This is a genomic window from Croceicoccus sp. Ery5 (genome assembly GCF_020985325.1).
GTDB lineage: Bacteria > Pseudomonadota > Alphaproteobacteria > Sphingomonadales > Sphingomonadaceae > Croceicoccus.
Genome location: NZ_CP087587.1, coordinates 201281 through 222952, shown reverse-complemented (window position 1 = coordinate 222952; position 21672 = coordinate 201281). Strand labels below are relative to the sequence as shown.

General features: G+C 60.8%; 28 protein-coding genes. 10 read left to right on the top strand and 18 right to left on the bottom strand.

Going from position 1 to position 21672, the window contains the following annotated elements; genetic code table 11:
* The first annotated feature begins 17 nt into the window (after nucleotides 1-17).
* Entirely contained in the window at nucleotides 18-311 is a 294-nt protein-coding gene (locus LOZ74_RS01105; protein WP_230293774.1) for a hypothetical protein, read from the top strand.
* 18 nt (nucleotides 312-329) lie between these two features.
* On the opposite strand, the gene LOZ74_RS01100 is transcribed toward LOZ74_RS01105, so the two are convergent.
* From LOZ74_RS01100 to LOZ74_RS01080, 5 genes are read right to left on the bottom strand one after another with little or no spacing between them, the layout of a single operon-like run.
* Nucleotides 330-1466: a GNAT family N-acetyltransferase gene (locus LOZ74_RS01100; RefSeq protein WP_230293773.1), complete on the bottom strand. Its 1137-nt coding sequence runs from the start codon at nucleotides 1464-1466 to the stop codon at nucleotides 330-332.
* Between the two features lie 39 nt (nucleotides 1467-1505).
* Nucleotides 1506-2261 carry a glycerophosphodiester phosphodiesterase family protein gene (locus LOZ74_RS01095; protein ID WP_230292531.1) on the bottom strand — a complete coding sequence of 252 codons (756 nt, stop codon included), beginning with the start codon at nucleotides 2259-2261 and terminating at the stop codon, nucleotides 1506-1508.
* 18 nt (nucleotides 2262-2279) lie between these two features.
* Nucleotides 2280-2750, bottom strand: coding sequence for a RidA family protein (locus LOZ74_RS01090; protein ID WP_230292530.1), 471 nt, complete (start codon nucleotides 2748-2750; stop codon nucleotides 2280-2282).
* Nucleotides 2747-3400 carry an HAD family hydrolase gene (locus LOZ74_RS01085; protein WP_230292529.1) on the bottom strand — a complete coding sequence of 218 codons (654 nt, stop codon included), beginning with the start codon at nucleotides 3398-3400 and terminating at the stop codon, nucleotides 2747-2749. The genes LOZ74_RS01090 and LOZ74_RS01085 overlap by 4 nt, the downstream gene beginning before the upstream one ends.
* A gap of 10 nt (nucleotides 3401-3410) precedes the next feature.
* Nucleotides 3411-3650, bottom strand: a complete 240-nt coding sequence (locus LOZ74_RS01080; protein ID WP_370638859.1) for a DUF3572 domain-containing protein — start codon at nucleotides 3648-3650, stop codon at nucleotides 3411-3413.
* A 124-nt stretch (nucleotides 3651-3774) separates the two neighbouring features.
* Between LOZ74_RS01080 and LOZ74_RS01075 the strand changes: the two genes are divergently transcribed.
* The 3 genes from LOZ74_RS01075 (at nucleotide 3775) to LOZ74_RS01065 (ending at nucleotide 5795) form a co-directional block, all read left to right on the top strand.
* Nucleotides 3775-4155: a response regulator gene (locus tag LOZ74_RS01075; protein WP_230292527.1), complete on the top strand. Its 381-nt coding sequence runs from the start codon at nucleotides 3775-3777 to the stop codon at nucleotides 4153-4155.
* Nucleotides 4156-4281: 126 nt separating this feature from the next.
* Nucleotides 4282-4521: an acyl carrier protein gene (locus LOZ74_RS01070; RefSeq protein ID WP_230279254.1), complete on the top strand. Its 240-nt coding sequence runs from the start codon at nucleotides 4282-4284 to the stop codon at nucleotides 4519-4521.
* A 5-nt stretch (nucleotides 4522-4526) separates the two neighbouring features.
* Nucleotides 4527-5795 carry an aminotransferase class I/II-fold pyridoxal phosphate-dependent enzyme gene (locus LOZ74_RS01065; protein WP_230292526.1) on the top strand — a complete coding sequence of 423 codons (1269 nt, stop codon included), beginning with the start codon at nucleotides 4527-4529 and terminating at the stop codon, nucleotides 5793-5795.
* 45 nt (nucleotides 5796-5840) lie between these two features.
* Here LOZ74_RS01065 and LOZ74_RS01060 read toward each other — a convergent pair whose 3' ends face one another.
* Nucleotides 5841-6479 carry a YqaA family protein gene (locus tag LOZ74_RS01060; RefSeq protein WP_230292525.1) on the bottom strand — a complete coding sequence of 213 codons (639 nt, stop codon included), beginning with the start codon at nucleotides 6477-6479 and terminating at the stop codon, nucleotides 5841-5843.
* A 242-nt stretch (nucleotides 6480-6721) separates the two neighbouring features.
* Between LOZ74_RS01060 and LOZ74_RS01055 the strand changes: the two genes are divergently transcribed.
* The 4 genes from LOZ74_RS01055 to LOZ74_RS01040 all read left to right on the top strand — a co-directional run bounded on the left by LOZ74_RS01055 (nucleotide 6722) and on the right by LOZ74_RS01040 (nucleotide 9338).
* On the top strand, nucleotides 6722-7183 hold the full coding sequence (locus LOZ74_RS01055; RefSeq protein ID WP_230292524.1) for a hypothetical protein: 462 nt from the start codon (nucleotides 6722-6724) through the stop codon (nucleotides 7181-7183).
* Nucleotides 7184-7196: 13 nt separating this feature from the next.
* The gene (locus LOZ74_RS01050; RefSeq protein WP_370638858.1) at nucleotides 7197-7622 is read left to right on the top strand and encodes a terminase large subunit domain-containing protein; all 426 of its coding nucleotides are present in this window, start codon (nucleotides 7197-7199) and stop codon (nucleotides 7620-7622) included.
* Nucleotides 7623-7647: 25 nt separating this feature from the next.
* Nucleotides 7648-8040, top strand: a complete 393-nt coding sequence (locus LOZ74_RS01045; protein WP_230292523.1) for a DUF2793 domain-containing protein — start codon at nucleotides 7648-7650, stop codon at nucleotides 8038-8040.
* Between the two features lie 236 nt (nucleotides 8041-8276).
* Nucleotides 8277-9338: an OmpA family protein gene (locus LOZ74_RS01040; RefSeq protein WP_230292522.1), complete on the top strand. Its 1062-nt coding sequence runs from the start codon at nucleotides 8277-8279 to the stop codon at nucleotides 9336-9338.
* Nucleotides 9339-9421: 83 nt separating this feature from the next.
* Here the strand turns inward: LOZ74_RS01040 and queC are convergent, their stop codons facing one another.
* The 5 genes from queC to LOZ74_RS18240 form a co-directional block, all read right to left on the bottom strand.
* Entirely contained in the window at nucleotides 9422-10120 is a 699-nt protein-coding gene (gene queC, locus LOZ74_RS01035; protein WP_230292521.1) for a 7-cyano-7-deazaguanine synthase QueC, read from the bottom strand.
* Nucleotides 10121-10167: 47 nt separating this feature from the next.
* Nucleotides 10168-11076: an Hsp33 family molecular chaperone HslO gene (locus LOZ74_RS01030; RefSeq protein ID WP_230292520.1), complete on the bottom strand. Its 909-nt coding sequence runs from the start codon at nucleotides 11074-11076 to the stop codon at nucleotides 10168-10170.
* On the bottom strand, nucleotides 11073-12002 hold the full coding sequence (argF, locus tag LOZ74_RS01025; protein ID WP_230292519.1) for an ornithine carbamoyltransferase: 930 nt from the start codon (nucleotides 12000-12002) through the stop codon (nucleotides 11073-11075). Before argF ends, LOZ74_RS01030 begins: the two co-directional genes overlap by 4 nt.
* Nucleotides 11999-13189: an aspartate aminotransferase family protein gene (locus tag LOZ74_RS01020; RefSeq protein ID WP_230292518.1), complete on the bottom strand. Its 1191-nt coding sequence runs from the start codon at nucleotides 13187-13189 to the stop codon at nucleotides 11999-12001. Before LOZ74_RS01020 ends, argF begins: the two co-directional genes overlap by 4 nt.
* 193 nt (nucleotides 13190-13382) lie before the next feature.
* Nucleotides 13383-14162, bottom strand: coding sequence for a cold-shock protein (locus LOZ74_RS18240; RefSeq protein WP_304505957.1), 780 nt, complete (start codon nucleotides 14160-14162; stop codon nucleotides 13383-13385).
* A gap of 227 nt (nucleotides 14163-14389) precedes the next feature.
* Between LOZ74_RS18240 and LOZ74_RS01000 the strand changes: the two genes are divergently transcribed.
* The gene (locus LOZ74_RS01000; protein WP_230292517.1) at nucleotides 14390-15184 is read left to right on the top strand and encodes a TerC family protein; all 795 of its coding nucleotides are present in this window, start codon (nucleotides 14390-14392) and stop codon (nucleotides 15182-15184) included.
* Nucleotides 15181-15615, top strand: coding sequence for a TIGR01244 family sulfur transferase (locus tag LOZ74_RS00995; RefSeq protein ID WP_230292516.1), 435 nt, complete (start codon nucleotides 15181-15183; stop codon nucleotides 15613-15615). Before LOZ74_RS01000 ends, LOZ74_RS00995 begins: the two co-directional genes overlap by 4 nt.
* A 9-nt stretch (nucleotides 15616-15624) precedes the next feature.
* On the opposite strand, the gene LOZ74_RS00990 is transcribed toward LOZ74_RS00995, so the two are convergent.
* The 7 genes from LOZ74_RS00990 to LOZ74_RS00960 all read right to left on the bottom strand — a co-directional run bounded on the left by LOZ74_RS00990 (nucleotide 15625) and on the right by LOZ74_RS00960 (nucleotide 21671).
* Nucleotides 15625-15963, bottom strand: coding sequence for a P-II family nitrogen regulator (locus LOZ74_RS00990; RefSeq protein ID WP_230292515.1), 339 nt, complete (start codon nucleotides 15961-15963; stop codon nucleotides 15625-15627).
* Nucleotides 15964-16146: 183 nt separating this feature from the next.
* Nucleotides 16147-17478 carry an ammonium transporter gene (locus LOZ74_RS00985; protein WP_230292514.1) on the bottom strand — a complete coding sequence of 444 codons (1332 nt, stop codon included), beginning with the start codon at nucleotides 17476-17478 and terminating at the stop codon, nucleotides 16147-16149.
* 17 nt (nucleotides 17479-17495) lie between these two features.
* Nucleotides 17496-17834 (bottom strand): P-II family nitrogen regulator, encoded by a 339-nt coding sequence (locus tag LOZ74_RS00980; RefSeq protein WP_230279241.1) that lies wholly within the window; start codon nucleotides 17832-17834, stop codon nucleotides 17496-17498.
* A gap of 225 nt (nucleotides 17835-18059) precedes the next feature.
* Nucleotides 18060-18755 (bottom strand): endonuclease/exonuclease/phosphatase family protein, encoded by a 696-nt coding sequence (locus LOZ74_RS00975; protein ID WP_230292513.1) that lies wholly within the window; start codon nucleotides 18753-18755, stop codon nucleotides 18060-18062.
* A gap of 42 nt (nucleotides 18756-18797) precedes the next feature.
* Complete coding sequence (locus LOZ74_RS00970) at nucleotides 18798-19355, bottom strand: pyridoxamine 5'-phosphate oxidase family protein (RefSeq protein WP_230292512.1); 558 nt, start codon at nucleotides 19353-19355, stop codon at nucleotides 18798-18800.
* A 33-nt stretch (nucleotides 19356-19388) separates the two neighbouring features.
* Nucleotides 19389-20912, bottom strand: coding sequence for a peptide chain release factor 3 (locus LOZ74_RS00965; protein ID WP_230292511.1), 1524 nt, complete (start codon nucleotides 20910-20912; stop codon nucleotides 19389-19391).
* 6 nt (nucleotides 20913-20918) lie between these two features.
* Nucleotides 20919-21671 (bottom strand): SDR family NAD(P)-dependent oxidoreductase, encoded by a 753-nt coding sequence (locus tag LOZ74_RS00960; RefSeq protein ID WP_230292510.1) that lies wholly within the window; start codon nucleotides 21669-21671, stop codon nucleotides 20919-20921.
* Between the last annotated feature and the right edge of the window lies 1 nt (nucleotide 21672).

The following is a 21672-nucleotide window of genomic DNA, read 5'->3' as shown; positions in this document are numbered from 1 at the left end:
ATGGCGCGACGCCGTATATGGCTGCCAAACCGGGCGCATCCGATTATCTCGACATCTATCGCGCGCTGGCAGACGCAGGCGACGATCATGCGCTGTTCGAACTGGGCTGCGCCTTTTCCACCGGCAGCCACGGCGTGGCCTGCGACATGGTCGAAGCGCATAAATGGTTCAATCTCGCCGCCGCCAAGGGGCACGAGGACGCGCCGCATTGCCGCTGCGAGATTGCCGGAGAAATGACCGCCCGCGAAATCGCGGAAGCGCAGCGCCGTGCCCGCGCATGGCTAATGGAACGCCGCACGCTGAACGCCTGAACGCCCGAAAGGGCGGTTTCAGCCCCGGCGGAACGGGGTCAGCGATCGCAGCGCATTCTGCTGCTCGCTGATGCCGGCGCGTTCCTGTCGCAGATAATCGGCAACCGCTTGCCGAAAGCCCTCGTGCGGGATGTAATGCGCCGAAAAAGTCGCGACCGGCTCATACCCGCGCGCCAGCTTGTGCGACCCTTGCGCGCCTGCCTCCACCCGTTTCAATCCACGGGCGATGGCGGCGTCGATGGCCTGATAATAGCATAATTCGAAATGCAGGAAGGGCCTGTCGACAAGCGTGCCCCAATAGCGGCCGTATAAGGCGTCGGGCCCCGCGAAATTCAGCGCGCCCGCGACGGGCATGTCATTTTCATAGGCAAGGATCAGGACAACATCATCCTTCATCTGCATGCCGAACAGGTCGAAAGCCTCCCGCGTCAGATAGGGATGGCCCCATTTGCGTGCGCCCGTGTCCTGATAGAACAGCCAGAACGCATCCCAGTGTTCGGGCCGCAACGCGTCGCCCGTCAGATGTTCGATGCGCAATCCCTCGACCGCGCGGGCGCGTTCCTTGCGGATCGCCTTTCTCTTGCGCGAGGCGAGCGTGGCGAGGAATTCGTCGAAATCCACGAAATCGTGATTGGTCCAGTGAAACTGGATATCCTGCCGGATGAGCCAGCCTGCATCCTGAAACAGGTGGAGCTGTTCGGGCGCGATGAAGGTCGCATGGGCAGAGGAAATATCCTCGTTCACCACCAGCGCTTCTGCGCCGCGCAGCATGATGCGGGCATCGTCCTCCTCCAGCGCCAGAACGCGCGGGCCGGTGGCGGGCGTGAACGGAGCCGAAATCTGCAGCTTGGGGTAATAGCTGCCCCCTGCCCGTTCCCACGCATTGGCCCAGCCATGGTCGAACACATATTCGCCCTGGCTATGCGACTTGAGATAGGCTGGCAACGCGGCGCGCGGCGGCGCGATACCATCGCTCAGCACCAGCGGCGCGGGCGTCCATCCGGTACCGGGGCCGACGCTGCCCGATTGCTCCATGATCGAAAGGAAGCGGTGGCTGATGAAGGGATTGCCGCCCGGGTCCAGCGCGTCCCAGTCGCACGGCGCGATAGCGCCGACCGAACCGGCAAGGCGAATGGCGAGCTCTCCCCCGCTCATCGACGCGCGCTCGGCGAACACAAGCTCATGCACTTTGGCTCATATCAGGCCGTCACCCTCGGCAATCGGGGCGTCGACATGGATCGCGGCGCGCGCGGCCAGCTTTGGATTGCGGATCGTCCAGCTCAGCACGGGCAGGCCCTGCGCGCGGAGGCGGGTGATGTTAGAATCGGGCAGGTCGGCAATGTCACAAGCGATGAAATCGGGATCGATCCGCCGGATCGCAAGTCCCCGCCATGTGGCAAAACCGCCGGTGCCGCCGCTATGCCGCCATTCCCTGCGTCCGATCACCATGCCGACGGGGAACCGCGTGCGGTGACGGAGCAGATACTGCACGATCCGCGGGTCGAAGCTCATCATCGCGGCAGGCCCGCGATAGGGCGCCAGGGCCCGTTGCGTAGCCCGTACCAGCGGCCGCCAGTCGACATCGCGGCGCGATTTCAGCTCGACCAATAGCGGCACCCGCCCCGCCACCAGCCGCAGCATGATATCGAGCGTGGGAATGGTCCCGCTCGACCGGAGCAGCCCGATACGCTGCAAATCATCCGCATCGCGGTCGCGCAGCGCACCGGTCTCGCCAGTCAACCTGTCCAGCGTCCAGTCATGGAACACCATTGCCCGCCCGTCACGGCTTTGCTGCACATCGCATTCGATGCCATGGCCCGCCGCGATCGCCGCCCGAAAGGCGGGCAGCGAATTTTCGAGTGCGCCCTCCGTGCCATGCAGACCGCGATGGGCATAGGACCAGCCGGTCAGCCAGTCGGGACGGTTCGGGACGGGAGCGCCTGCCCCCATGGATCAGGCCTCCATCGTTCAGGCGGGCCGTACGGCGAGGATCGCATCCACCTCGACCGCAGCGCCCAGCGGCAGGACAGGCACACCGACCGCGCTGCGGGCATGACGCCCGATATCGCCGAAAACCGCCATCATCAGGTCTGATGCGCCGTTCACTACCTTGGGCTGGTCGGTAAAGTCGCCGGTCGAATTGACGAAGCCTCCCAGCTTGACCACGCGCTCCACCCGTTCGAGGCTGCCGAGCGCGGCATTCGCCTGCGCAAGGATCATGATACCGCAGGCACGCGCAGCCGCGATGCCGTCGTCCAGCGTCACGCTTTCGCCCAGCCGGCCCTTGACGATTTCTCCGTCGATGAAGGGAAGCTGGCCCGAAATATGCAACAATCCGCCATGTTCGACCGTGGCGACATAGCTGGCCACCGGTGCTGCCGGTTCGGGCAGGGTGATGCCCATTTCGGACAGGCGTTTTGCAATGCTCTTGACGGTCATGCTTGTTCCTTGATGCGGTCGAGCAGCCACGGAAGCGCCTGCTGCCAGTTGTCGATGCGCGCATGGGCATGGCCCGCGGTAAAGGCGCAATCGGTATGGGGCGCCACTTCGGGCTCGCCCACGAAATGCAGGCGCGTGACATGCGGCACGGTTTCGGCAACCGAACCGTGGTGCACGGCCAGATCGTCGATAAAGAAGACAGGGCGCAGCCTGCCCTGTGCGTCATAGCCGCGTTCCTCGACGATGCGGGCGAGCGCCGGACCCTTGGGGCCCTGATTGGTATAGACGGGCAAATCGATGCCGAATGTCGCCAACTGGCGCATGCGCGCCTCGCGCCGGAAATCCATAAGATTGGTCAGTACTACGACCTCGGCATGTTCGCTCAAGGTCCGGATCGCCTCGATCGCGCCGGGAACCTCGTCCTGACGGTGCATTTCATCGTCGAAGAACCCTTCGAGCAGGGTCCAGACCTTCGCCTGTGCGACGACTTCGCCATCCTCATGCCGCAGCGCCTCTCCGAATCCGCGGGTGACATTCATCGAGATGGCGTGATCCTCGGCCAGCCACGCGCGGAAGTGATAGACCATGCGCAGCAGGACTTCGTCGCAATCGGTGATGACGAGCGGTTGATTTGTGTTCGGAGTCGGCATGGCAGCGCCTCTACATCTCTGCAGGCGGCGGGGCCAGCGTGTTGCGCGCCGCGACGATGGTTTCGGGCGACAGGTCGAGCGCATGACTGGCCGCCATCAGATCATTCTCGTGATTCGCGAGGAAATCGAGGATCGATGCGAGAACAGCGGGATCGCCCAGCGCATGGCGGAGATGATCCGGCTCCAGCCCTGTCAAAGCCAGCAAGCGCTGCGCCCTGTCCTCGTCCTGCAACACCCATGAAAGTGCCATCAACGCCACAGTCGTCGCGTCTGGTCCGGCCGAATCTGTTAACGGGATTGTCAAACGCCACCTGCTGCTTTTACACATCGACCTGCGGAATACGGGATAAACGGTGCTCCGCAGGGGGTTAGTCGTGGCAGTACGGGTTCTGGTCGTTGAAGACAACGATCTCAACAGAAAGCTTTTTTGCGACCTTCTCAAGGCGCATGGTTTCGCGGTGGAGCCCGTGGCCGATGGTCTAGCCGCCATCGAACAGGCGATCGCGTTTCAGCCCAATCTGATCATCATGGATATCCAGCTGCCCAATATTTCGGGAATCGCGCTGATCGAATCGCTGAAGCTGGACGACCGGCTCGCGGCGATTCCGGTGCTGGCGGTGACGGCCTATGCAGGCAAGGGCGATGAAGAACGGATCCGTTCGGCGGGCGCACACGGATATCTGTCCAAGCCCGTTTCGATCACCAGCTTTATGAGCGCGGTGAATTCGCTGGTGGACAATCGCGCCGCGGCCTGACTGCCAAAGCCTGTCAATTCAACGGTTTCGCGGCTCCTGTTACAGGAACCGACCATGGCTTCGGCTTGACACGCGGGCTTTGCGCGTCTTTGCCACAGGGCAAACATCTATCCGATTGGCAGGACCATGGACCGCGAAGATACCAAGACCCGCATCGACAGCCTGATCGAACCCTTCAACAAGAAGGAAGTCGCCATTACCGGCGACACGACCTTTGCTGGCGACCTTGAGTGGGACAGCCTGACGGTGATGGATTTCGTCGCCGCGATCGAGGACGAGTTCGACATCATCATCAGTATGAACCAGCAGGCCGAGATCGAAACCTATGGCCAGCTGATTGACGCTGTGACCAGGCTGCGCGGGTAAAGTCGATGAGCGAAGCCATCAGCCAGCCGGACAAACCCGCTCCCCTGCCCGAGGCGGGGCATGATTCGGGCGCGGCGCAGGATCTGTTCTCGAAATTCGATCCGCTGATTAAACAGCGGGCCGATCTGCTCGATTCAGGTCTGGAAGACCCGTTCAATCTGGTGATGGAGCAAGTGCTCTCGCCCGTGACAGCCATGTGCAACGGGCGCGAGACGATCCTGCTCGGCACTTATAACTACATGGGCATGACCTTTGATCCCGACGTCATCGCGGCGGGTCAGCAGGCTCTGGCCGATTTCGGTTCGGGCACCACCGGCAGCCGCGTGCTGAACGGCACCTATGTCGGCCACAAGGAGTGCGAGGCCGCGCTGTGCGAATTCTATGGCATGGATCATGCCATGGTATTCTCGACCGGATATCAGGCCAATCTCGGCATTATTTCCACGATCGCGGGCAAGGGCGACTACATCGTCCTCGACATCGACAGCCATGCTTCCATCTGGGACGGCTGCGCGATGGGCAACGCCGAGGTGGTACCTTTCAAGCACAATGATCTGGACGCCATGGAAAAGCGCCTGCGCCGCATCCCCGAAGGCGCGGGCAAGCTGGTCGTTCTGGAAGGCGTCTATTCGATGCTGGGCGATATCGCCCCGCTGAAAGAGATGATCGCCATCGCCAAGAAGTACGGCGCGATGGTGCTGGTGGACGAAGCCCATTCGATGGGCTTCATCGGACCCAACGGCCGCGGCGTGGCCGAGGATCAGGGCGTGCTGAACGATGTCGATTTTGTGATCGGCACGTTTTCCAAATCGGTCGGGACCGTCGGCGGTTTTTGCGTATCGAACCACCCCAAGTTCGAGATCATGCGCCTTGTCTGCCGCCCCTATGTGTTCACCGCATCGCTTCCGCCCAGCGTGGTTGCGACGGCGGCAACGTCGATCCGCAAGCTGATGGATGCGGGCGACAAGCGCCAGCATCTTTGGGACAATTCCAAACGCCTGCATGCCGGTTTGAAGGATCTTGGCTTCCAGCTTGGAACCGACCAACCGCAAAGCGCGATCATCGCGGTGATCATGCCCGATCTGGAGCGCGGGGCAGCCATGTGGGAAGCGCTGTTGAAGGAAGGGCTCTACGTCAATCTGGCGCGCCCGCCCGCAACACCTGCGAATATGACATTGCTGCGTTGCTCCCTGTGTGCAGAACATAGCGAGGAGCAGGTAGGCCAGATTCTCGGCATGTTCGAGGCTGCGGGTAAAAAGACCGGCATTATCTGATTATGATGGGCAGCGGGGTGCCTGGGCAGCCCGCTGCGTCTTCGGTCAGACCGCGGTGGCCATCTGGCACTGGTCCTTTGCCGCATCGCCTTCGGACGTGCCGACATAGGACAGCACGACAAAACCGCCGACCAGAAGCACGACGAAGGCCGTGGTCAGCATACCCAGATAACGATCGATAAACGCCTTGATCGGCGCGCCGAACAGGCGGAACAGCACGCCAACCGTCATGAAGATGAAGCCCCGCCCCGCGATGGCGGCAAGGGTAAAAGTGGCAAGATTCATTCCGATAAAGCCGGATGTGATCGTCAGCAGCTTGAACGGAACCGGTGTTGCACCCGCGATCACGATCGCTTCCCAGTCCTTGTCGCGCAGATAGCACGCCGCGACGGGGAAACTCTCGCTCAGTCCAAGTGCTGATATCAGCGCCTTGCCGATCGCCTCGTACAGGAAATAGCCGATTGCATAGCCGAACAGCCCGCCGATGACCGAGAAGATCGTGCAGATCAGCGCATAGCGAATCGCGCGACGCGGATTCGCCAGGCACATCAATCCCAGTAGGGGATGAGGCGGGATCGGAAAAAAGCTCGACTCGACGAAAGCGAAGAACGCCAGCCATCCCTGCGCATGGCGGTGCTGCGCCTTTTCGATCGTCCAATCGTAGAGATTGCGTAGCCACCTCATGCCGAGACCCCGTGAACCCTGTGCTTTCTGGCGTTTAGCAGGGTGATGGGCCATGGCCAGTCAAAAGATAAAATAACCTATTTGGCACTTTTGTATTGACATCGTCACGCTCTTTGGTTAGAGAAACGGAACATCGCGATAGAGCGAGTCGCCGGGAACCCCCGCCGACGCTTCTCGCGGATCATCCACCGATATGCGGGCCACTGGTCCGCCCGAACCACCTATAGTGACGGGAGCCGGTCATGACCGATGCTCGGCCAACAAAACGCGTGCGCCGTCTGCGCAACTGGCGTGAACGCTTTCTGGAACAGCTGGCGCAAAGCTCGAATGTCACCGCGGCCGCAAAGGCGGGGCGGATCGACGTCAGCACAGCCTATAAAACCCGCCGCAAGGAACCCGCATTTGCCGCCGCATGGCAGCAAGCGCTTTGCGAAGGGTATGAAGCGCTCGAACTCGCCCTGCTTTGCCGTTTGCGCGAGGGTGAACCGGCAAACGCTGCGAGCGACCGCAAATACGACAATGCCCAATCCATACGCCTGCTTCTGTCGCACCGCGACGCATTCGGCCGCGGCAAGGCGCAGGAAAGCGCCGAGGACGAACAGGCCGTTATCGACCGCATCAACAGCAAGCTCGACGTCATGCGCGAGCGGATGAAGCGGGCCGATAAGGCCAGACAGGCCATGAACGGCGACAGCGACGCTTGAATGGGGCAACACCATGGATGAGCCGAACCGCCTCGCCTGGCTGACCGACATGCCCCATGCGAGGCGCTTGCCCATATTGAACCGGCTGCAACCCGCTGAACAGCAGGAATTGCGTTATTATTGGGAGCTTTGGGCGCGCGACGAACAATTGCCGCCGGATAGCGACTGGTCGGTATGGCTGATCTGCGCGGGACGCGGTTTCGGCAAGACGCGTGCCGGAGCGGAATTGGTGCGGTGCATCGCGCGCCAGCATCCCGATGCCCGAATTGCATTGATCGGAGCCTCGCTGGCCGAGCCTCGGGCGGTGATGGTGGAAGGCGAAAGCGGGCTATTGGCCGTGTCGCCCCATTTTCGCCGCCCGGTGTTCGAACCCTGGCTGCGACGCATCGTCTGGCCCAATGGCGCGCAGGCCTTCCTCTATTCAGCAGCGGAGCCGTAGAGCCTGCGCGGGCCGTAGCACAGCCATGCATGGTGCAGGCGCAAAAGGAATTGTTCCTCAACGAAGTGCAGATATGCTGTTGCAGCCTGTCGTCGAGGGAGAAGCGGGCTACCCTCCAGCCGAACCTGCAGCGGGTGCAACTTATATCGTCGCAGCACCGGCGAGCGGTCCATTCGAAGGTCGCGAAAATTCGCTGGCGTCCTGGCAACAGGAACAATGGATTTTTGCAACACCGGTCGAAGGGATGCGCGTATTCGACCGGAATGCATCGGTCGACCGACGGTATGACAACGGTTGGTCAGTGGCATCGCCGATCGCATCGCCGAACGGAGGGGCCTCGATCGACACGGAAGCGCGTGCGGCCATTAGCGCAATAATCGAATGCCTCCGCCAGTCGGGCAATCTGCCGCCGGCCTGATCTATGCGCAAGCCATTGTCTTTTTTTATGTAACTTAACGGGAACCTTTTTGCTCCACAGCGATTGCCGCCATAACGTGAGGGTAAACTATCAGCGGAAGGTCCATGCCGGGCAAGAAAAGTGATGCGCGAATGCAACAATGCGTCGTTTCACCAAGCTTGCGCGCAAAATCAACTACGGATAGAACTCGCCTCCGTGGCTTCAATCAACAAGATGGAAAATAAGGGGAAACGCTAATGCGTAAAGCGATTATCGGCCTTGCTCTGGCCTCTACGGCCATAGCTTCGCCAGCGCTTGCTCGCGACGACACCTGGTACATTGGTGTCGATGGCGGTGCTATGCTTGTCGAGGATTCGGATGTTGACGTCGATGGCGTCGACAATCAGGCGACCTTCGACTGGGATTACGGTTACGACTTCGACGTTGTGGCCGGTTATGACTTCGGCGGCTTCCGCCTCGAAACCGAAGCGGCCTACAAGGGCGCCGGCGACGATGGTGCGACGCTGTTCGGCGACAATTATGACGACAGCGAGATGAACCTTGAGTTCAACACGCTGAGCTTCATGGTCAACGGCCTGATCGACTTCGGCGACGACGATGGCCTGCAGGGCTTCATCGGCGGCGGTGCCGGTGTCGCGCGCAGCGAGTTCGAAGAACCTGTGCTGATCGACGATTCGGACACCGGCTTTGCCTGGCAGGCGATCGCGGGCATCCGCGCTCCGCTGTCGGACAACTGGGACGTCGGCCTGAAGTACCGTTTCTTCAACCACGACAATATCGACCTAGTGGCGCCGACCGGCGAAGCGATCGAGACGAGCATCCGTTCGCACTCGCTGCTGGGCTCGCTGACCTATAATTTCTGGTCGCCTGCTCCGCCCCCGCCGCCTCCGCCGCCTCCCCCGCCGCCGCCTCCCCCGCCGCCGCCGCCGCCGGCTCCGGAAGTGGTGTGCAACACCGGCCCCTATATCGTGTTCTTCGATTGGGATTCGTCGGAAATCACGCCCGAAGCAGCCAGCATTCTGGACAGCGCCATCGCTTCCTATGCCGACTGCAACTCGGTGCCGATCATGGTGGCCGGTTACACCGATACGTCGGGTTCGAAGACCTACAACGTGGGTCTGTCGGAACGTCGTGCGGAATCGGTGCGCTCGTACCTCACGGCACGCAGCATCCCCGATACGGCGATCACCACCGAAGGCTTCGGCGAAGAGAACCCGCGCGTTCCCACCGCCGACGGTGTCCGCGAACTGCAGAACCGCCGGGTGGAAATCACCTACGGTCCGGGTTCGGGCATGTAAGCCAAAGATCGCAAGATCGACACACGAAAGGGGCCGGAATCTTCCGGCCCCTTTTTTGTGCGCTCAAACTACCGGTCAGGTGCCTAGATGCGAACCTGATAATCGACTGGATCGATCCGGCCGGTTTGCGCAAAACCTTGTTGTCGCAATCTGCAACTGTCGCACAGACCGCACGGACGGCCATCAATAGTCGGGTCGTAACAAGACCAACTCATCGCCGGGTCGAGGCCTAGTTTATAAGCGCGATCGACAATCTCTGCTTTGGATAGATATTGCAGGGGGGCATGGATTTTGAAATCGGCTCCCTCGCTTCCCGCCTTTGTCGCCAACTTTGCCGTTTCCTCGAACGACGCGATAAATTCCGGCCGGCAATCCGGGTAACCGGAGTAATCGAGCGCGTTAACGCCGATAAAAATATCCTGCGCTCCAATTGCTTCGCACCAGGCCAGCGTAAGCGACAAAAAAACCAGATTACGGGCCGGTACATAAGTGACGGGGATATCGCTGCCCACACCTCCCTTTGGCACATCGATTTCGCTCGTTAACGCAGAGCCACCTATCTTTCTCAGATCAAGAGGCAAGACCAGATGCCGCTCGACTGCAAGCGTGCGCGCAATCTCGGTCGCGCTCTCCAGTTCCCGTCGGTGACGCTGGTTATAGTCAATCGTCAATGCGTTGACCGAATAGCCTTGGGCTTTGGCAATTCCCGCCGTCACCATCGAATCCAGTCCGCCGGACAAAAGTACGACGGCCGACTTTTGCATCATTTTACTATTGCTCATGCAATGGCGCTATATCGCGGACCGAAGCATCGCAAGCGCCTTCGATGTCAAACGTCGATCGGGAAAACGCGTGAGCAAAAGGCACAATCGACCCTGATAAGGCCGTCACCATCGCGCATTTCCACCAACTCCTCTGCACCAAAGCGTGAGAGAACTTGCCGGTAATGCTGGGGCGTGCAGCGGCACCCACGCTCAAGTTTCGCGACGGTTTCGACCAACAGCTGTTCTTCTTCATGGAACAGCCGCCACAGCAACGCCTCTAGCGAAAGGCCCGGATCGGCAAGCTCGGCGTGACGGATCGTCGACCCCAGAACGGTGACATGCTCCCAATCAGGATCGTCCAAGCGAACATGGAGTCGTTCCCGACCTTCCTCACCATCCGGGAGATGTTGCAAAAGCAGTCCGCCAGCTACGCAATGACCATCCATCGATTGCACGGCCACTTTGATAACCGTTGGCAATTGTTCCGACTGTCGGAAATAGGCCTCACAAGCACCGGCCAGCGTTTCCGCATCAAGCGGTACAATTCCCTGATATCGACCTCCATCGACCACGTCGAAAGTGATCGCCAGATAGGCTTCCGAACCGACCAATGCAATAAGGCTGGGATTGGCACCCAAATCTGCCAGACGGTCGGCATCATAACGCACATAGCCACGCAGTTCGCCATCGCGGTAGTCACACACCATCATATCGACGATGCCATCGGCGGATTGCGCCTGCATCGTCATCTGGCTGCCTTCTTCCTTGCCCAGCGAGCCGATCAGTGTCGCCAGCAACAATGCCTCGGCAAGCAAATGGCGGATTGGACCTGCGTAATCATGGGCCGACAGGATCGTATCCAAGACCGGCCCCAGGCGTACGCAGCGGCCGCGGACATCCCGTCCTGGCAAGGTAAAACCCAGCACCGCGTCAAAACCGGTTTCGTTGGGCGGGATGGCCGTGCTCTCGTTCACAGCTGACCGAATGCCCAGCGCAGCACCGATTTTTGTGCGTGAATGCGGTTCTCGGCTTCGTCCCATACAACCGACTGCGGGCCTTCAAAGACGGCTTCGCTCACCTCATCACCTACATGCGCAGGCAGACAGTGAAGGAACACTGCATCCGGCTTTGCATGCGCCATCAGTGCTTCATTAATCTGGAACGGCTTCATGGCAGCGATCTTGTCATGCGCCATGTCCTGGCCCATCGAGACCCATGTGTCGGTAACCAGAACATCAGCCCCGCGAGCCGCCTCCGCCGCATCACGGGTCAACGTAACGGTCGAGCCTTGAGACCGCGCGAACGCTACGAACTCCTCTTCGGGCTCATATCCTTCAGGCACGCCATAGCGGACGTTGAACCCCATCAATCCGGCAGCCTCCAGCACCGAATGCAGGACATTGTTGCCATCGCCCAGCCATGCGAGTTCCATGCCTTTCAATGACTTGCCATGCTCGACCAAAGTCAACAAATCCGCCATGATCTGACAAGGGTGCGAACGATCGGTCAGGCCATTGATCACCGGAACGCTGGCGTGCTGCGCCAATGCTTCGATCTTCGCATGGTCATCTGTGCGGATCATGATCGCGTCGACCATGCGGGACAGCACGCGCGCCGTATCGGCAATCGTCTCGCCGCGCCCGATCTGCATGCTCCCCGCTTCCATGATGATCGCGCTGCCACCCAACTGCCGCATCGCCATGTCGAAACTCACGCGGGTGCGGGTGGAGTTCTTCTCGAAAATCATGGCTAGAGTACAACCAGCCAGAGGTGCGTCCGCGTCGACGCGACCTTTGGTCCAGCCTTCGCGCGCCGACTTGCGAGCGAGCGCGTCATCGATCATTGCCTGCAATGCGTCACCGCCTGCATCGGCAAGGTCCAGCAGATGCCTTACGGTCATGATGCTTCACCCGGCTTATATGTTGCTGCGCCAGCGGACAGCTTTTCCATGAATTCGTCGATATGGGCGTCGTCGATGATCAACGGGGGCAATACGCGCATCACGTTTTCGCCCGCGGAAACGGTCAACAGCCCGTGATGGTCTCGCAGATGCGCCACAAAGGGACGGCTCTCAACCGTCATCTTAAGGCCCAGCATCAGCCCCTTCCCACGGACTTCGCTAAAGAGCTCGGGATAGTTCCCGATGAACTGCTCCAACCTGCCGCGCAGCTTGTCACCTGTGGTGCGGACTTGCGCCAGAAATTCGCCATTTCCGACAATATCCATCACCGCCTTGCCTGCCGCCATGGCAAGCGGATTACCGCCATAAGTGCTGCCATGCGTACCGAAGGTCATGCCCCGGGCAGCCTTTTCGGTGGCAAGGCATGCGCCAAGCGGGAAACCGCCACCAATACCCTTTGCCGTCGCAAGGATATCTGGCTCGATCCCATATTGCTCATAGGCATAGAAGGTGCCGGTGCGCGCCACGCCGCATTGAACCTCGTCCAGCACCAGCATCAGGTCATGCTCGTCCGCCAGCTCACGCAGGCCCTGCATGAATTCTTCGCTCGCGACCCGAATGCCGCCCTCACCCTGAATCGGTTCGACCAGAAAAGCCGCCGTATTGGGGCCGACTGCCGCCTTTGCCGCGTCAAGATCGTCGAACTCTACATAGCGGAAGCCGGGGAGCATCGGGTAGAAGCCCTTGTGCATTTTCTCCTGACTTGATGCACTGATCGTGGCCATCGTGCGCCCGTGGAATGCATTGTTAAAGGTAATGATCTCGAACTTCTGATCGGCTCCCACGGACTGGTGATAGATGCGCGCCGTCTTGATCGCGCATTCCACAGCCTCCGCACCTGAATTGGTGAAAAACACCGTATCTGCAAAGGTGAGGTCCACCAGTTGCTGTGCCAGCGCCTCGCCCTGCGGGCTGCCATACAGGTTCGACACATGCATCAGCGTCGCAGCCTGCTTCTGGATCGCATCGATCAATGCCGGATGCGAATGGCCAAGCAGGTTCACCGCGATACCGCTCGCGAAGTCGAGGAAACGGCGGCCATCTTCCGAAATCAGATGGCAGTTCTCTCCTCGCACCGGCCGCACATCGCAGCGCGGGTACACGGGCATCAACGGTGTGATCGACATTTTTATGTCCTTTGCATTCGCGGAAGGGGATTTTGAAAACTGGCTCCCCTGCCATGGGCCATTTGGGCCGAGACCATTGGAAAATTGGAACGGAAAATGGCGGCCCCCGAACGGGAACCGCCATTACTGCCCGTTTAGGGCTTCAGGCGGACCCGGTCAAACCGGTTCCGCCCATGTTAGTCGGTCGGGCCGACTATTCCTGGAGCGGAACGAGGTTCACGGCAGAATATTTGCCGCGTCGGTCCACTTCGAGGTCGAACTCGAGACGATCGCCTTCGTTAATCCCTGCCAGACCCGACCGCTCCACCGCGCTGATGTGCACGAACGCATCAGGCTCGCCATCGTCGCGCGTGATGAAGCCAAAGCCCTTCATGCTGTTGAAGAACTTTACCGTGCCCACCGCCTTGTCGCCGGTCAGCTGACGCTGGGGCGCTTCGCGCTTGGCGGCAACGGGGATCACATCGCCCACGACCTGCAGATCGGCAGCACTGACCTTGCCGCCACGATCGACAAGGTTGAAAGCCAGTTCCTGACCTTCGGCCAAGCCTTCAAGGCCAGCGCGTTCGACCGCGCTGATGTGCACGAACACATCTTCGCCGCCGTCTTCACGCTGGATGAAGCCAAAGCCTTTGTTGCCGTTGAAAAACTTTACGACGCCCTTACCGGCGCCCACAACCTGCGGAGGCATACGGCCACCGCCGCCTCCACCGCCAGCGCCGCCGCGGAAGCCACCGCCACCGCCGCCACGCGGGCCGCCACCGAAACCGCCGCGATCGTTTCCGCCGAAGCCGCCACCGCGATCATTGCCGAAACCGCCACGATCACGGTCAAAGCCGCCACCACGGAAACCACCGGAATCCGACGGTGCCTGGTCGTATCCGAAACCACCGCGCGAAAACGGATCGAACCCTTCTTCACCGAAACTATCGCGCTTGTCACGACCGCGACCGCGCCGACCTTTATCATAACCCATAAACCGAAGCGTACCTTGCGTCTCGCCCTTCCCTCTATCGCCCCGGCGTGCGGACGGACAATCGCCGGACGATCAGACCGATATTGCGGATATCGGTTCCCACTGCCAAGCGTTCATAAAGCATTTATCCGGCAATAGCGAACGAATTGCGCAGATCACTGCGATTCCGCGACATTGCGGTCACACATGCTCTTGCGCGGTTCGCGCACTGCGGGCACAGAAGCGCCATGGATATTGTCGCCCTGTTGTCCGATCCCGCCGCGTGGATCGCCCTCATCACACTGGTCGTGCTCGAGATTGTGCTTGGCATCGACAATCTGGTCTTCATCGCGATCCTGTCGAACAAACTGCCTGCAAACCAGCAGACCAAGGCTCGCCGAATCGGCCTCGCCCTCGCGCTGATCATGCGAATCTGTCTGCTAATGCTGATCGGTTGGATCGTCACATTGCAGACGCCTCTGTTCGATCTTGGCATTACGGGCGAGGTTGGTGAACACGGTACGCCCAGTTTCGAAACCGCCTTTTCCGGTCGCGATCTGATCCTGCTGGCCGGCGGCCTTTTCCTGCTGTGGAAGGCGACCAAGGAAATCCACCACAACATGGATCCCGACGACCATTCGGGCGAGATGCTCGATAAGAAGAAAGGCGTCGCGCAGATCACTTTCGGCGCAGCCATCGCACAGATCATCGCCCTCGACCTCGTATTCTCGATCGATTCGATCCTGACGGCTGTCGGCATGACCGATCATGTGCCGATCATGGTCACGGCGGTCGTGATTACGGTCGGGATCATGCTGATCGCTGCCGATCCGCTCGCCAAATTCATCGAAAAGAACCCCACGCTTGTCATGCTCGCGCTGGCGTTTCTGGTCATGATCGGTCTGGTGCTGATCGCCGACGGCTTCGGCTTTCACGTGCCGAAGGGCTACGTCTATGCCGCGATGGGCTTCTCGGTTGCTGTCGAAATGCTCAATATGGTGAAACGCAACCGCCGCAAGGCCGAAGCGGAGGCAGTGGCATGAGCGATTTCCGACAGATCAACGAAGCTTTCATCGCCAGCCCGCAAATCGGATTGGAAGACATTGCCGAGGCGAAGGCCCGCGGCGTGACGCTGGTGATCAACAACCGGCCCGACGACGAAGAACCCGGTCAGATTGCGGGCGACGCGATCGCGGCCGCTGCGCATGCCGCCGGCATGGACTACCGCGCGATCCCGGTTACGCACGCGGGATTCGGACAGGGGCAGGTCGACGCCATGGCCGATGCGCTGGCATCGACCGACGGGCCGATCCTTGCCTATTGCCGGTCGGGCACACGTTCGACCTTGCTGTGGGCGCTGGCGCAGGCAAAGCAGGGGGTGAACCCATCGGTCATCGCTTCGCAAGCGGCGAACGGCGGATATGATGTGTCCCCCATTCGCCAACTGATCGACATGCTCAGCGCCGGTCGTTGATCCGGTTTTCTAAAGCGCGCTGTCGCCCGATTCGCCGGTTCTGATCCGCAGGGCCGAAGCGAGGTCGAGGACGAAAATCTTGCCGTCGCCGATTGTTTCCGAATTGGCGGCGTTCTGGATCAACTCGACCACGCGGGGCGCCAGCGCATCGCTGGTGGCGATCTCCAGCTTTACCTTCGGCACCATGTTCAGCGAATATTCGGCGCCGCGATAGATTTCGGTCTGGCCCTTCTGGCGACCGAACCCCTTTACTTCCGACACGGTCAGACCGGCAACGCCCAGCTTGCTCAGCCCCTCGCGCACTTCGTCGAGCTTATGCGGCTTGATGATGGCAATCACATATTTCATCGGACGGGGGCTCCTCTTGCGTCAGGCACGACGTGATGCCGCCAAGCGGCCGGTAACTCAAGAAAAAGAGGCCGGAAGCACGTGGCTTCCGACCCCAGTTCACCGTTCGCAGGAGGAACGTCGGTTGGCGGGGTGGGAGAGGAGAGGAAAGATCCACCCCGCCAGACTGTTTTCGCCGTTGCGTTACGTGACGCGGGCGAATTCGGGATAAGCCTCGATACCCGTTTCCGAGTGATCCAGGCCGGCCATCTCGTCCTCGGCCGACGGGCGGACGCCCACGGTGAACTTGAGGATGGTCCAGAGAATGGCCGATACGATCGAGACGAACACGCCGGTGGCGATCACGCCGGTGAGCTGTGCGATGAAGGGCACGTCACCATTGGTGATCGGCACGGCCAGCGTGCCCCAGATACCTGCGCACAGGTGAACCGGGATCGCGCCGACAACGTCGTCGATCTTCAGCTTGTCGAGCAGCGGCACCACGATAACGGGCAGCAGACCGCCGATACCGCCGATGATGATCGCCATGCCCACATTCGGGGTCAGCGGTTCGGCAGTGATGGCGACCAGGCCAGCCAGCGCGCCGTTCAGCGCCATGGTGGTGTCCGCCTTCTTGTACATCAGCTGCGTTGCGATGATCGCGACAACCGTGCCGGCACAGGCCGCCATATTGGTGTTCACGAAGATCTTCGAAACGTCGGACACGTCACCAACGGTGCCCATCGCCAGCTGCGATGCGCCGTTGAAGCCGAACCAGCCCAGCCACAGGATGAAAGTGCCAAGGGTGGCGAGCGGAATGCTCGAACCCGGGAACACGGTCACGCCCGATGCGGTGTAGCGGTTCAGACGGGGGCCGATGATGATGGCGCCCATAAGAGCGGCCCAGCCACCCGTGGAGTGCACCAGCGTCGAACCGGCAAAGTCCGAGAAGCCCATCTGGTCAAGGAAGCCCGCGCCCCATTCCCAGCTCACCACGATCGGATAGATCACGCCCGTCAGGACGGCGGTGAAGATGAAGAAGGCAGTCAGCTTCGTACGTTCGGCAATGGTACCCGAGACGATCGAGGCCGTGGTGGCACAGAAAACCATCTGGAAGAACCAGTCCGAAGCGACCGAGTAGCCGGTGTCGGTGTCGGCCTCGCCAACGCCCTGCATCGGGTAGATGCCCGAAAAGCCGCCGACATAGCCGTTGAAGTCACCCGGATAGGCGATGTTGTACCCCATCACCCAGAACATCAGACCTGCGATTGCATAAAGGCCGATGTTCTTCAGACACTGCACCGACACGTTCTTGGAACGCACCAGACCAGCTTCGAGCATGGCGAAGCCCGCGGCCATCCACATGACCAGGAAACCGCCGATGAGAAACAGCAGGGTGTTCAGGATATAGGCAGTGCCGCCCGAAACGGCTTCTGCGGCCGGAACGACCTCTTCCTGTGCGAAAGCCGCTGCCGGAATGGCAATGGCAGCAGCGGCCAGAGCGGCCGCACCTGTTTTCAGGATTTTACGATCCATGAGTGGTGTCCCCCTTCTCACAGCGCGGTATCGCCGCTCTCGCCAGTGCGGATGCGCACGGCGGAAGCGAGATCGAGCACGAAAATCTTGCCGTCGCCGATGGCTTCGGTGCTGGCCGTCTGCTGGATCGTTTCGACGATCTGCGGCACCAGCGCGTCGGCTGCGGCGATTTCTAGCTTCACCTTGGGAAGCATGTTGGTGGAGTATTCCGCACCGCGGTAAATCTCAGTCTGGCCCTTCTGGCGGCCGAAACCCTTTACTTCGGTAACCGTCATACCGGCGACACCCAGCGAGCCCAGAGCCTCGCGAACCTCGTCCAGTTTGAACGGCTTGATGATGGCGATGATGAATTTCATCCTTGCCCCCTCAGTTGCCTACCGACCCCTCTGTCGGTCGAAAATCAGTTATGCAAAAGCCGTGCCAATTCGCGCTCGCACAACGAATCCTGATTTCATTGGGGGTTGGGCGTAACAAAAGATTCAAAAAGACGCCCAAGACGTAAGCAAACATCCGTGGAGTGCCTAAATTTTAGGCAAAATCGTGCATCAATTGTAAACAAGGGTGCGTGCAACCGCGCGCAGCTAGCCCAGCGAAAGGCGCGCCCACACGGGCAGATGGTCCGATGCCCGCGACGACAGCAGGCTGTGGTGAACGGCCACCTCGTCCACGTTCCAATGGTTGGTCACGATCATCCGGTCGAGCCGCGCGATCGGGCGCCGCGTCGGAAAGCTGCGCCCGCAATCGAGCACGCTCCACCCCTTATCGAAGCAACGGAAAACCCCGCCGCGCGCGGCCCATTCATTGGTGTCGCCTGCCAGTACGGTCGGCACCGGCTTGCCCAGATCGCCCAGATGGGCCAGCAGGCTGCGCGCCTGTTCGCGCCGCATTAATCCCGACAGGTCGAGATGCATGCCGATAATGCGCGCCCGCTTGCCATCCTTGCGCAGATCGATGCGCACCGCGCCCCGCGGTTCCAGCGCGGGCAGGGTCAGCGCAGCTGTGTCGATAATCTCAACCGTCTTCTTCACCAGAAACCCGTTGCCATGCCACCCAAGGCTACCGGGCCGCGTATCGATCGCGACGGGGCGATAGCGGGAATCCTCTATCCTTGCGCGCGGAAGCACGCTTTCCCGCCGCCCGAAACGACGGTCGCATTCCTGCAAGGCAACGACATCGGCATCGATCTCTGCCAAGACCGACAGGATACGGTCGGGATCGCGCTTGCGGTCAAGCCCGACGCCCTTGTGAATATTATAGCTCGCGATCTTCAGCTGCACGCCGGTTCCATCGCTTCGGTCGCGCAAAAGTTCCGCAAACGGTCAATCATGGCGCAAATAGCGGTCGGTGGTGCGCACAGGCAGGCCATCAATGCTGCGGTCGCGCGCCTGTTGTTTGGCGACCCATTCGTCGGGGTCGGCCTTTTCGTGATATTTCACGAGAGTCGGTCGTTCCCGATCCAGCACCATCAGCGGCACGCCATAGCCGCAGCTGGTCTGCACCTGATCCACATCCATCACGAATATCTGCCGCGTGCCGGGCAGTATGTTGAAACGGGTGACCAGCGCATCCCATTCCGCATCGGCAGGCAGCACGGCACGGGCGTGGCCATACAGCCGCAGGATCAGCGCGGGCTGTTCGAAATTGCAGAACATCACGGTGATGCGCCCGTCGGCCGCCAGATGGGCATGCGTTTCGTTCCCCGATCCCCCCAGATCGAGCCACGCGACTTGCGTGTCCGACAGGATGCGGAACACGTCATAGCCCTTGGGGCTGAGGTTTATCCGCCCTTCGGGGGCGGCGGTGGCGGTGAAAAAGACCGGCTGGCGCGCGATCATCGCGCGGTGGTCTTCCCCGATGCTGTCGAAGAACTGTGCCATGACCACAGGCATAGGCCCGCGGTCAGCCGTCTGTCACCTCTCCTTCGTCGCGCCAAAGGTCAGTTTCGGGTTCTTTTCCTGCTGGTAATTCACATCCCACGGCGATTTGGCGAGGAAGACGAGGTCGCCGTCGCGGTCCTTCGCCAGATTGGGGCGGTTGAATCCCTCGAACTCGGCCATGGCGGCGGCGTCGCCCTTGATCCAGCGCGCAGTGGCAAAGGGCGCGGCCTCCAGCGAAGCCTCGACCTTATATTCGGCCGACAGGCGCGAGATCAGCACTTCAAGCTGCAATTGCCCCACCACGCCGATGATCCATTGCGCGCCGATTTCGGGATAGAACACCTGAATCACCCCCTCTTCCGAAAGGTCATCCAGTGCCTTGCGCAATTGCTTGGTCTTGGTCGGATCCTTCAGCACCACGCGGCGCAGGATCTCCGGCGCGAAATTGGGCAGGCCGGTGAAGCGGATGTCGTTCTTTTCCGACAGCGAATCCCCAACGCGCAATGTGCCGTGGTTCGGAATGCCGATGATATCGCCGGGCTCTGCCGTATCGGCAATCTCGCGGTCCTGCGCAAAGAACAGGATCGGCGAATGCACGGCAATGGGCTTGCCCAGCCCACTGGGTGTCAGCTTCATACCGCGCTTGAACGTGCCTGATACCAGCCGCATGAACGCGATACGGTCGCGGTGCTGCGGGTCCATATTGGCCTGAACCTTGAAGATAAAACCCGAAACCTCTTCGCGGGCAGGCGACACTTCGCCATCCTCGGACGGTTGCGGGCGCGGCGGGGGCGCATATTCGGCAATGGCCTCGATCATCTGCACCACGCCGAAATTCTTCAGCGCCGATCCGAAAAACACCGGCGTCAGGTCGCCTCCGCGATAGGCTTCCACATCGAATTCGGGATAGGCTTCGCGGGCCAGTTCGGCCTGTTCGGCGAAATCATCGGGGATTGCGGGATTCTCGTCGATCTTGCCGAGAAATTCCTTCGATCCACCTTCGGGCCGCGCGACATGCCCGGTGGCATAGTCGAGAATGCCCTCGAACTGCCCGCCCATGCCGATGGGCCAGCTCATCGGGCAGACATCCAGCGCCAGCATGTCGGCCACCTCGTCCAGCAATTCGAACGGATCGCGTCCTTCGCGGTCGACCTTGTTGACGAAAGTGATGATCGGCACGCTGCGCAGCCGGCAAACCTCGAACAATTTGCGTGTCTGCGGCTCGATACCCTTGGCCGCGTCGATCACCATGATCGCTGAATCCACCGCGGTCAGCGTGCGATAGGTATCTTCCGAGAAATCCTCGTGTCCCGGCGTATCGAGAAGGTTGAACGTGACGCCGTCTCTTTCGAACGTCATCACCGAGGACGTCACCGAAATGCCGCGCTGCTGTTCGATCTTCATCCAGTCCGAACGCGCGCGCCGCGCAGCCCCGCGCGCCTTGACCTCGCCCGCCAGGTGGATGGCGCCGCCGGTCAGCAGCAGCTTTTCCGTCAGGGTCGTCTTACCCGCGTCGGGGTGGGAAATAATGGCGAAAGTCCGCCGTTCGGAAGCCATGGGTGGTTACTTTTCTTCGCGCGCCACCTGAAAACCGGCAAAGCTCTGGCTTACCGGCATCAGTTCCAGCGTGTTGATGTTGAGATGGGGGGGCAGGTTTGCCACCCACAGGATCGTTTCGGCAATATCCGCGCCCGTCATCGGATTGGCTCCGCCATAAAGGGCATCGCTCGCCTGCTGGCTGCCGCCGGTGCGGACCACGGTGAATTCGGTTTCCACCATGCCCGGTTCGATAGAGGTTACGCGCACGCCCGTGCCGTGCAGATCGCTGCGCAGGCCAAGGCTGAACTGGTGCACGAATGCCTTGGTCCCGCCATAGACGTTCCCGCCCGAATAGGGGTAGGTCGCCGCGACCGACGACAGGTTTACGATTGCGCCCTTACGCTCGATCAGCATGGGCAGCAGCCTGTGGGTAAGCGAGACCAGTGCCGTGACATTGGTGTCGATCATCACCTTCCACTGGTCGAGATCGCTGTCCTGCGCGGGCGAAGTGCCCAGCGCCAGACCGGCATTATTCACAAGGCAATCGATCTGCGCGAACTCGGCAGGCAATTGTGCAAGCGCCGCATCGCGCGCAGCCTCGTCCCGAATATCGAAGACGCATGGGTGAAAACGCTCCGCGCCCAGTTCCCCTTGCAAAGCCGCAAGCCGGTCCGCACGCCGCCCCGTACCCAGCACGCGCCACCCCGCCCCCGCAAAGGCGCGGGCACAGGCTTCGCCGATACCGGCAGTCGCTCCGGTCACAAGGACGGTTTTCATC

What these genes read in the sequence shown, in the direction of transcription:
- LOZ74_RS01055 (WP_230292524.1), top strand. Translation starts at nt 6,722, where the DNA reads ATGACCGATGCTCGGCCAACAAAACGCGTGCGCCGTCTGCGCAACTGG.
- LOZ74_RS01095 (WP_230292531.1), bottom strand. Translation starts at nt 2,261, where the DNA reads ATGGGGGCAGGCGCTCCCGTCCCGAACCGTCCCGACTGGCTGACCGGC.
- LOZ74_RS01000 (WP_230292517.1), top strand. Translation starts at nt 14,390, where the DNA reads ATGGATATTGTCGCCCTGTTGTCCGATCCCGCCGCGTGGATCGCCCTC.
- LOZ74_RS01080 (WP_370638859.1), bottom strand. Translation starts at nt 3,650, where the DNA reads ATGGCACTTTCATGGGTGTTGCAGGACGAGGACAGGGCGCAGCGCTTG.
- LOZ74_RS01085 (WP_230292529.1), bottom strand. Translation starts at nt 3,400, where the DNA reads ATGCCGACTCCGAACACAAATCAACCGCTCGTCATCACCGATTGCGAC.
- LOZ74_RS01065 (WP_230292526.1), top strand. Translation starts at nt 4,527, where the DNA reads ATGAGCGAAGCCATCAGCCAGCCGGACAAACCCGCTCCCCTGCCCGAG.
- LOZ74_RS01105 (WP_230293774.1), top strand. Translation starts at nt 18, where the DNA reads ATGGCTGCCAAACCGGGCGCATCCGATTATCTCGACATCTATCGCGCG.
- LOZ74_RS00965 (WP_230292511.1), bottom strand. Translation starts at nt 20,912, where the DNA reads ATGGCTTCCGAACGGCGGACTTTCGCCATTATTTCCCACCCCGACGCG.
- LOZ74_RS01060 (WP_230292525.1), bottom strand. Translation starts at nt 6,479, where the DNA reads ATGAGGTGGCTACGCAATCTCTACGATTGGACGATCGAAAAGGCGCAG.
- LOZ74_RS00985 (WP_230292514.1), bottom strand. Translation starts at nt 17,478, where the DNA reads ATGGATCGTAAAATCCTGAAAACAGGTGCGGCCGCTCTGGCCGCTGCT.
- LOZ74_RS00980 (WP_230279241.1), bottom strand. Translation starts at nt 17,834, where the DNA reads ATGAAATTCATCATCGCCATCATCAAGCCGTTCAAACTGGACGAGGTT.
- LOZ74_RS01040 (WP_230292522.1), top strand. Translation starts at nt 8,277, where the DNA reads ATGCGTAAAGCGATTATCGGCCTTGCTCTGGCCTCTACGGCCATAGCT.
- LOZ74_RS01070 (WP_230279254.1), top strand. Translation starts at nt 4,282, where the DNA reads ATGGACCGCGAAGATACCAAGACCCGCATCGACAGCCTGATCGAACCC.
- LOZ74_RS00995 (WP_230292516.1), top strand. Translation starts at nt 15,181, where the DNA reads ATGAGCGATTTCCGACAGATCAACGAAGCTTTCATCGCCAGCCCGCAA.
- queC (WP_230292521.1), bottom strand. Translation starts at nt 10,120, where the DNA reads ATGAGCAATAGTAAAATGATGCAAAAGTCGGCCGTCGTACTTTTGTCC.
- argF (WP_230292519.1), bottom strand. Translation starts at nt 12,002, where the DNA reads ATGACCGTAAGGCATCTGCTGGACCTTGCCGATGCAGGCGGTGACGCA.
- LOZ74_RS18240 (WP_304505957.1), bottom strand. Translation starts at nt 14,162, where the DNA reads ATGGGTTATGATAAAGGTCGGCGCGGTCGCGGTCGTGACAAGCGCGAT.
- LOZ74_RS01050 (WP_370638858.1), top strand. Translation starts at nt 7,197, where the DNA reads ATGGATGAGCCGAACCGCCTCGCCTGGCTGACCGACATGCCCCATGCG.
- LOZ74_RS00970 (WP_230292512.1), bottom strand. Translation starts at nt 19,355, where the DNA reads ATGGCACAGTTCTTCGACAGCATCGGGGAAGACCACCGCGCGATGATC.
- LOZ74_RS01100 (WP_230293773.1), bottom strand. Translation starts at nt 1,466, where the DNA reads ATGAGCGGGGGAGAGCTCGCCATTCGCCTTGCCGGTTCGGTCGGCGCT.
- LOZ74_RS01020 (WP_230292518.1), bottom strand. Translation starts at nt 13,189, where the DNA reads ATGTCGATCACACCGTTGATGCCCGTGTACCCGCGCTGCGATGTGCGG.
- LOZ74_RS00990 (WP_230292515.1), bottom strand. Translation starts at nt 15,963, where the DNA reads ATGAAATATGTGATTGCCATCATCAAGCCGCATAAGCTCGACGAAGTG.
- LOZ74_RS01045 (WP_230292523.1), top strand. Translation starts at nt 7,648, where the DNA reads ATGCATGGTGCAGGCGCAAAAGGAATTGTTCCTCAACGAAGTGCAGAT.
- LOZ74_RS01090 (WP_230292530.1), bottom strand. Translation starts at nt 2,750, where the DNA reads ATGACCGTCAAGAGCATTGCAAAACGCCTGTCCGAAATGGGCATCACC.
- LOZ74_RS00960 (WP_230292510.1), bottom strand. Translation starts at nt 21,671, where the DNA reads ATGAAAACCGTCCTTGTGACCGGAGCGACTGCCGGTATCGGCGAAGCC.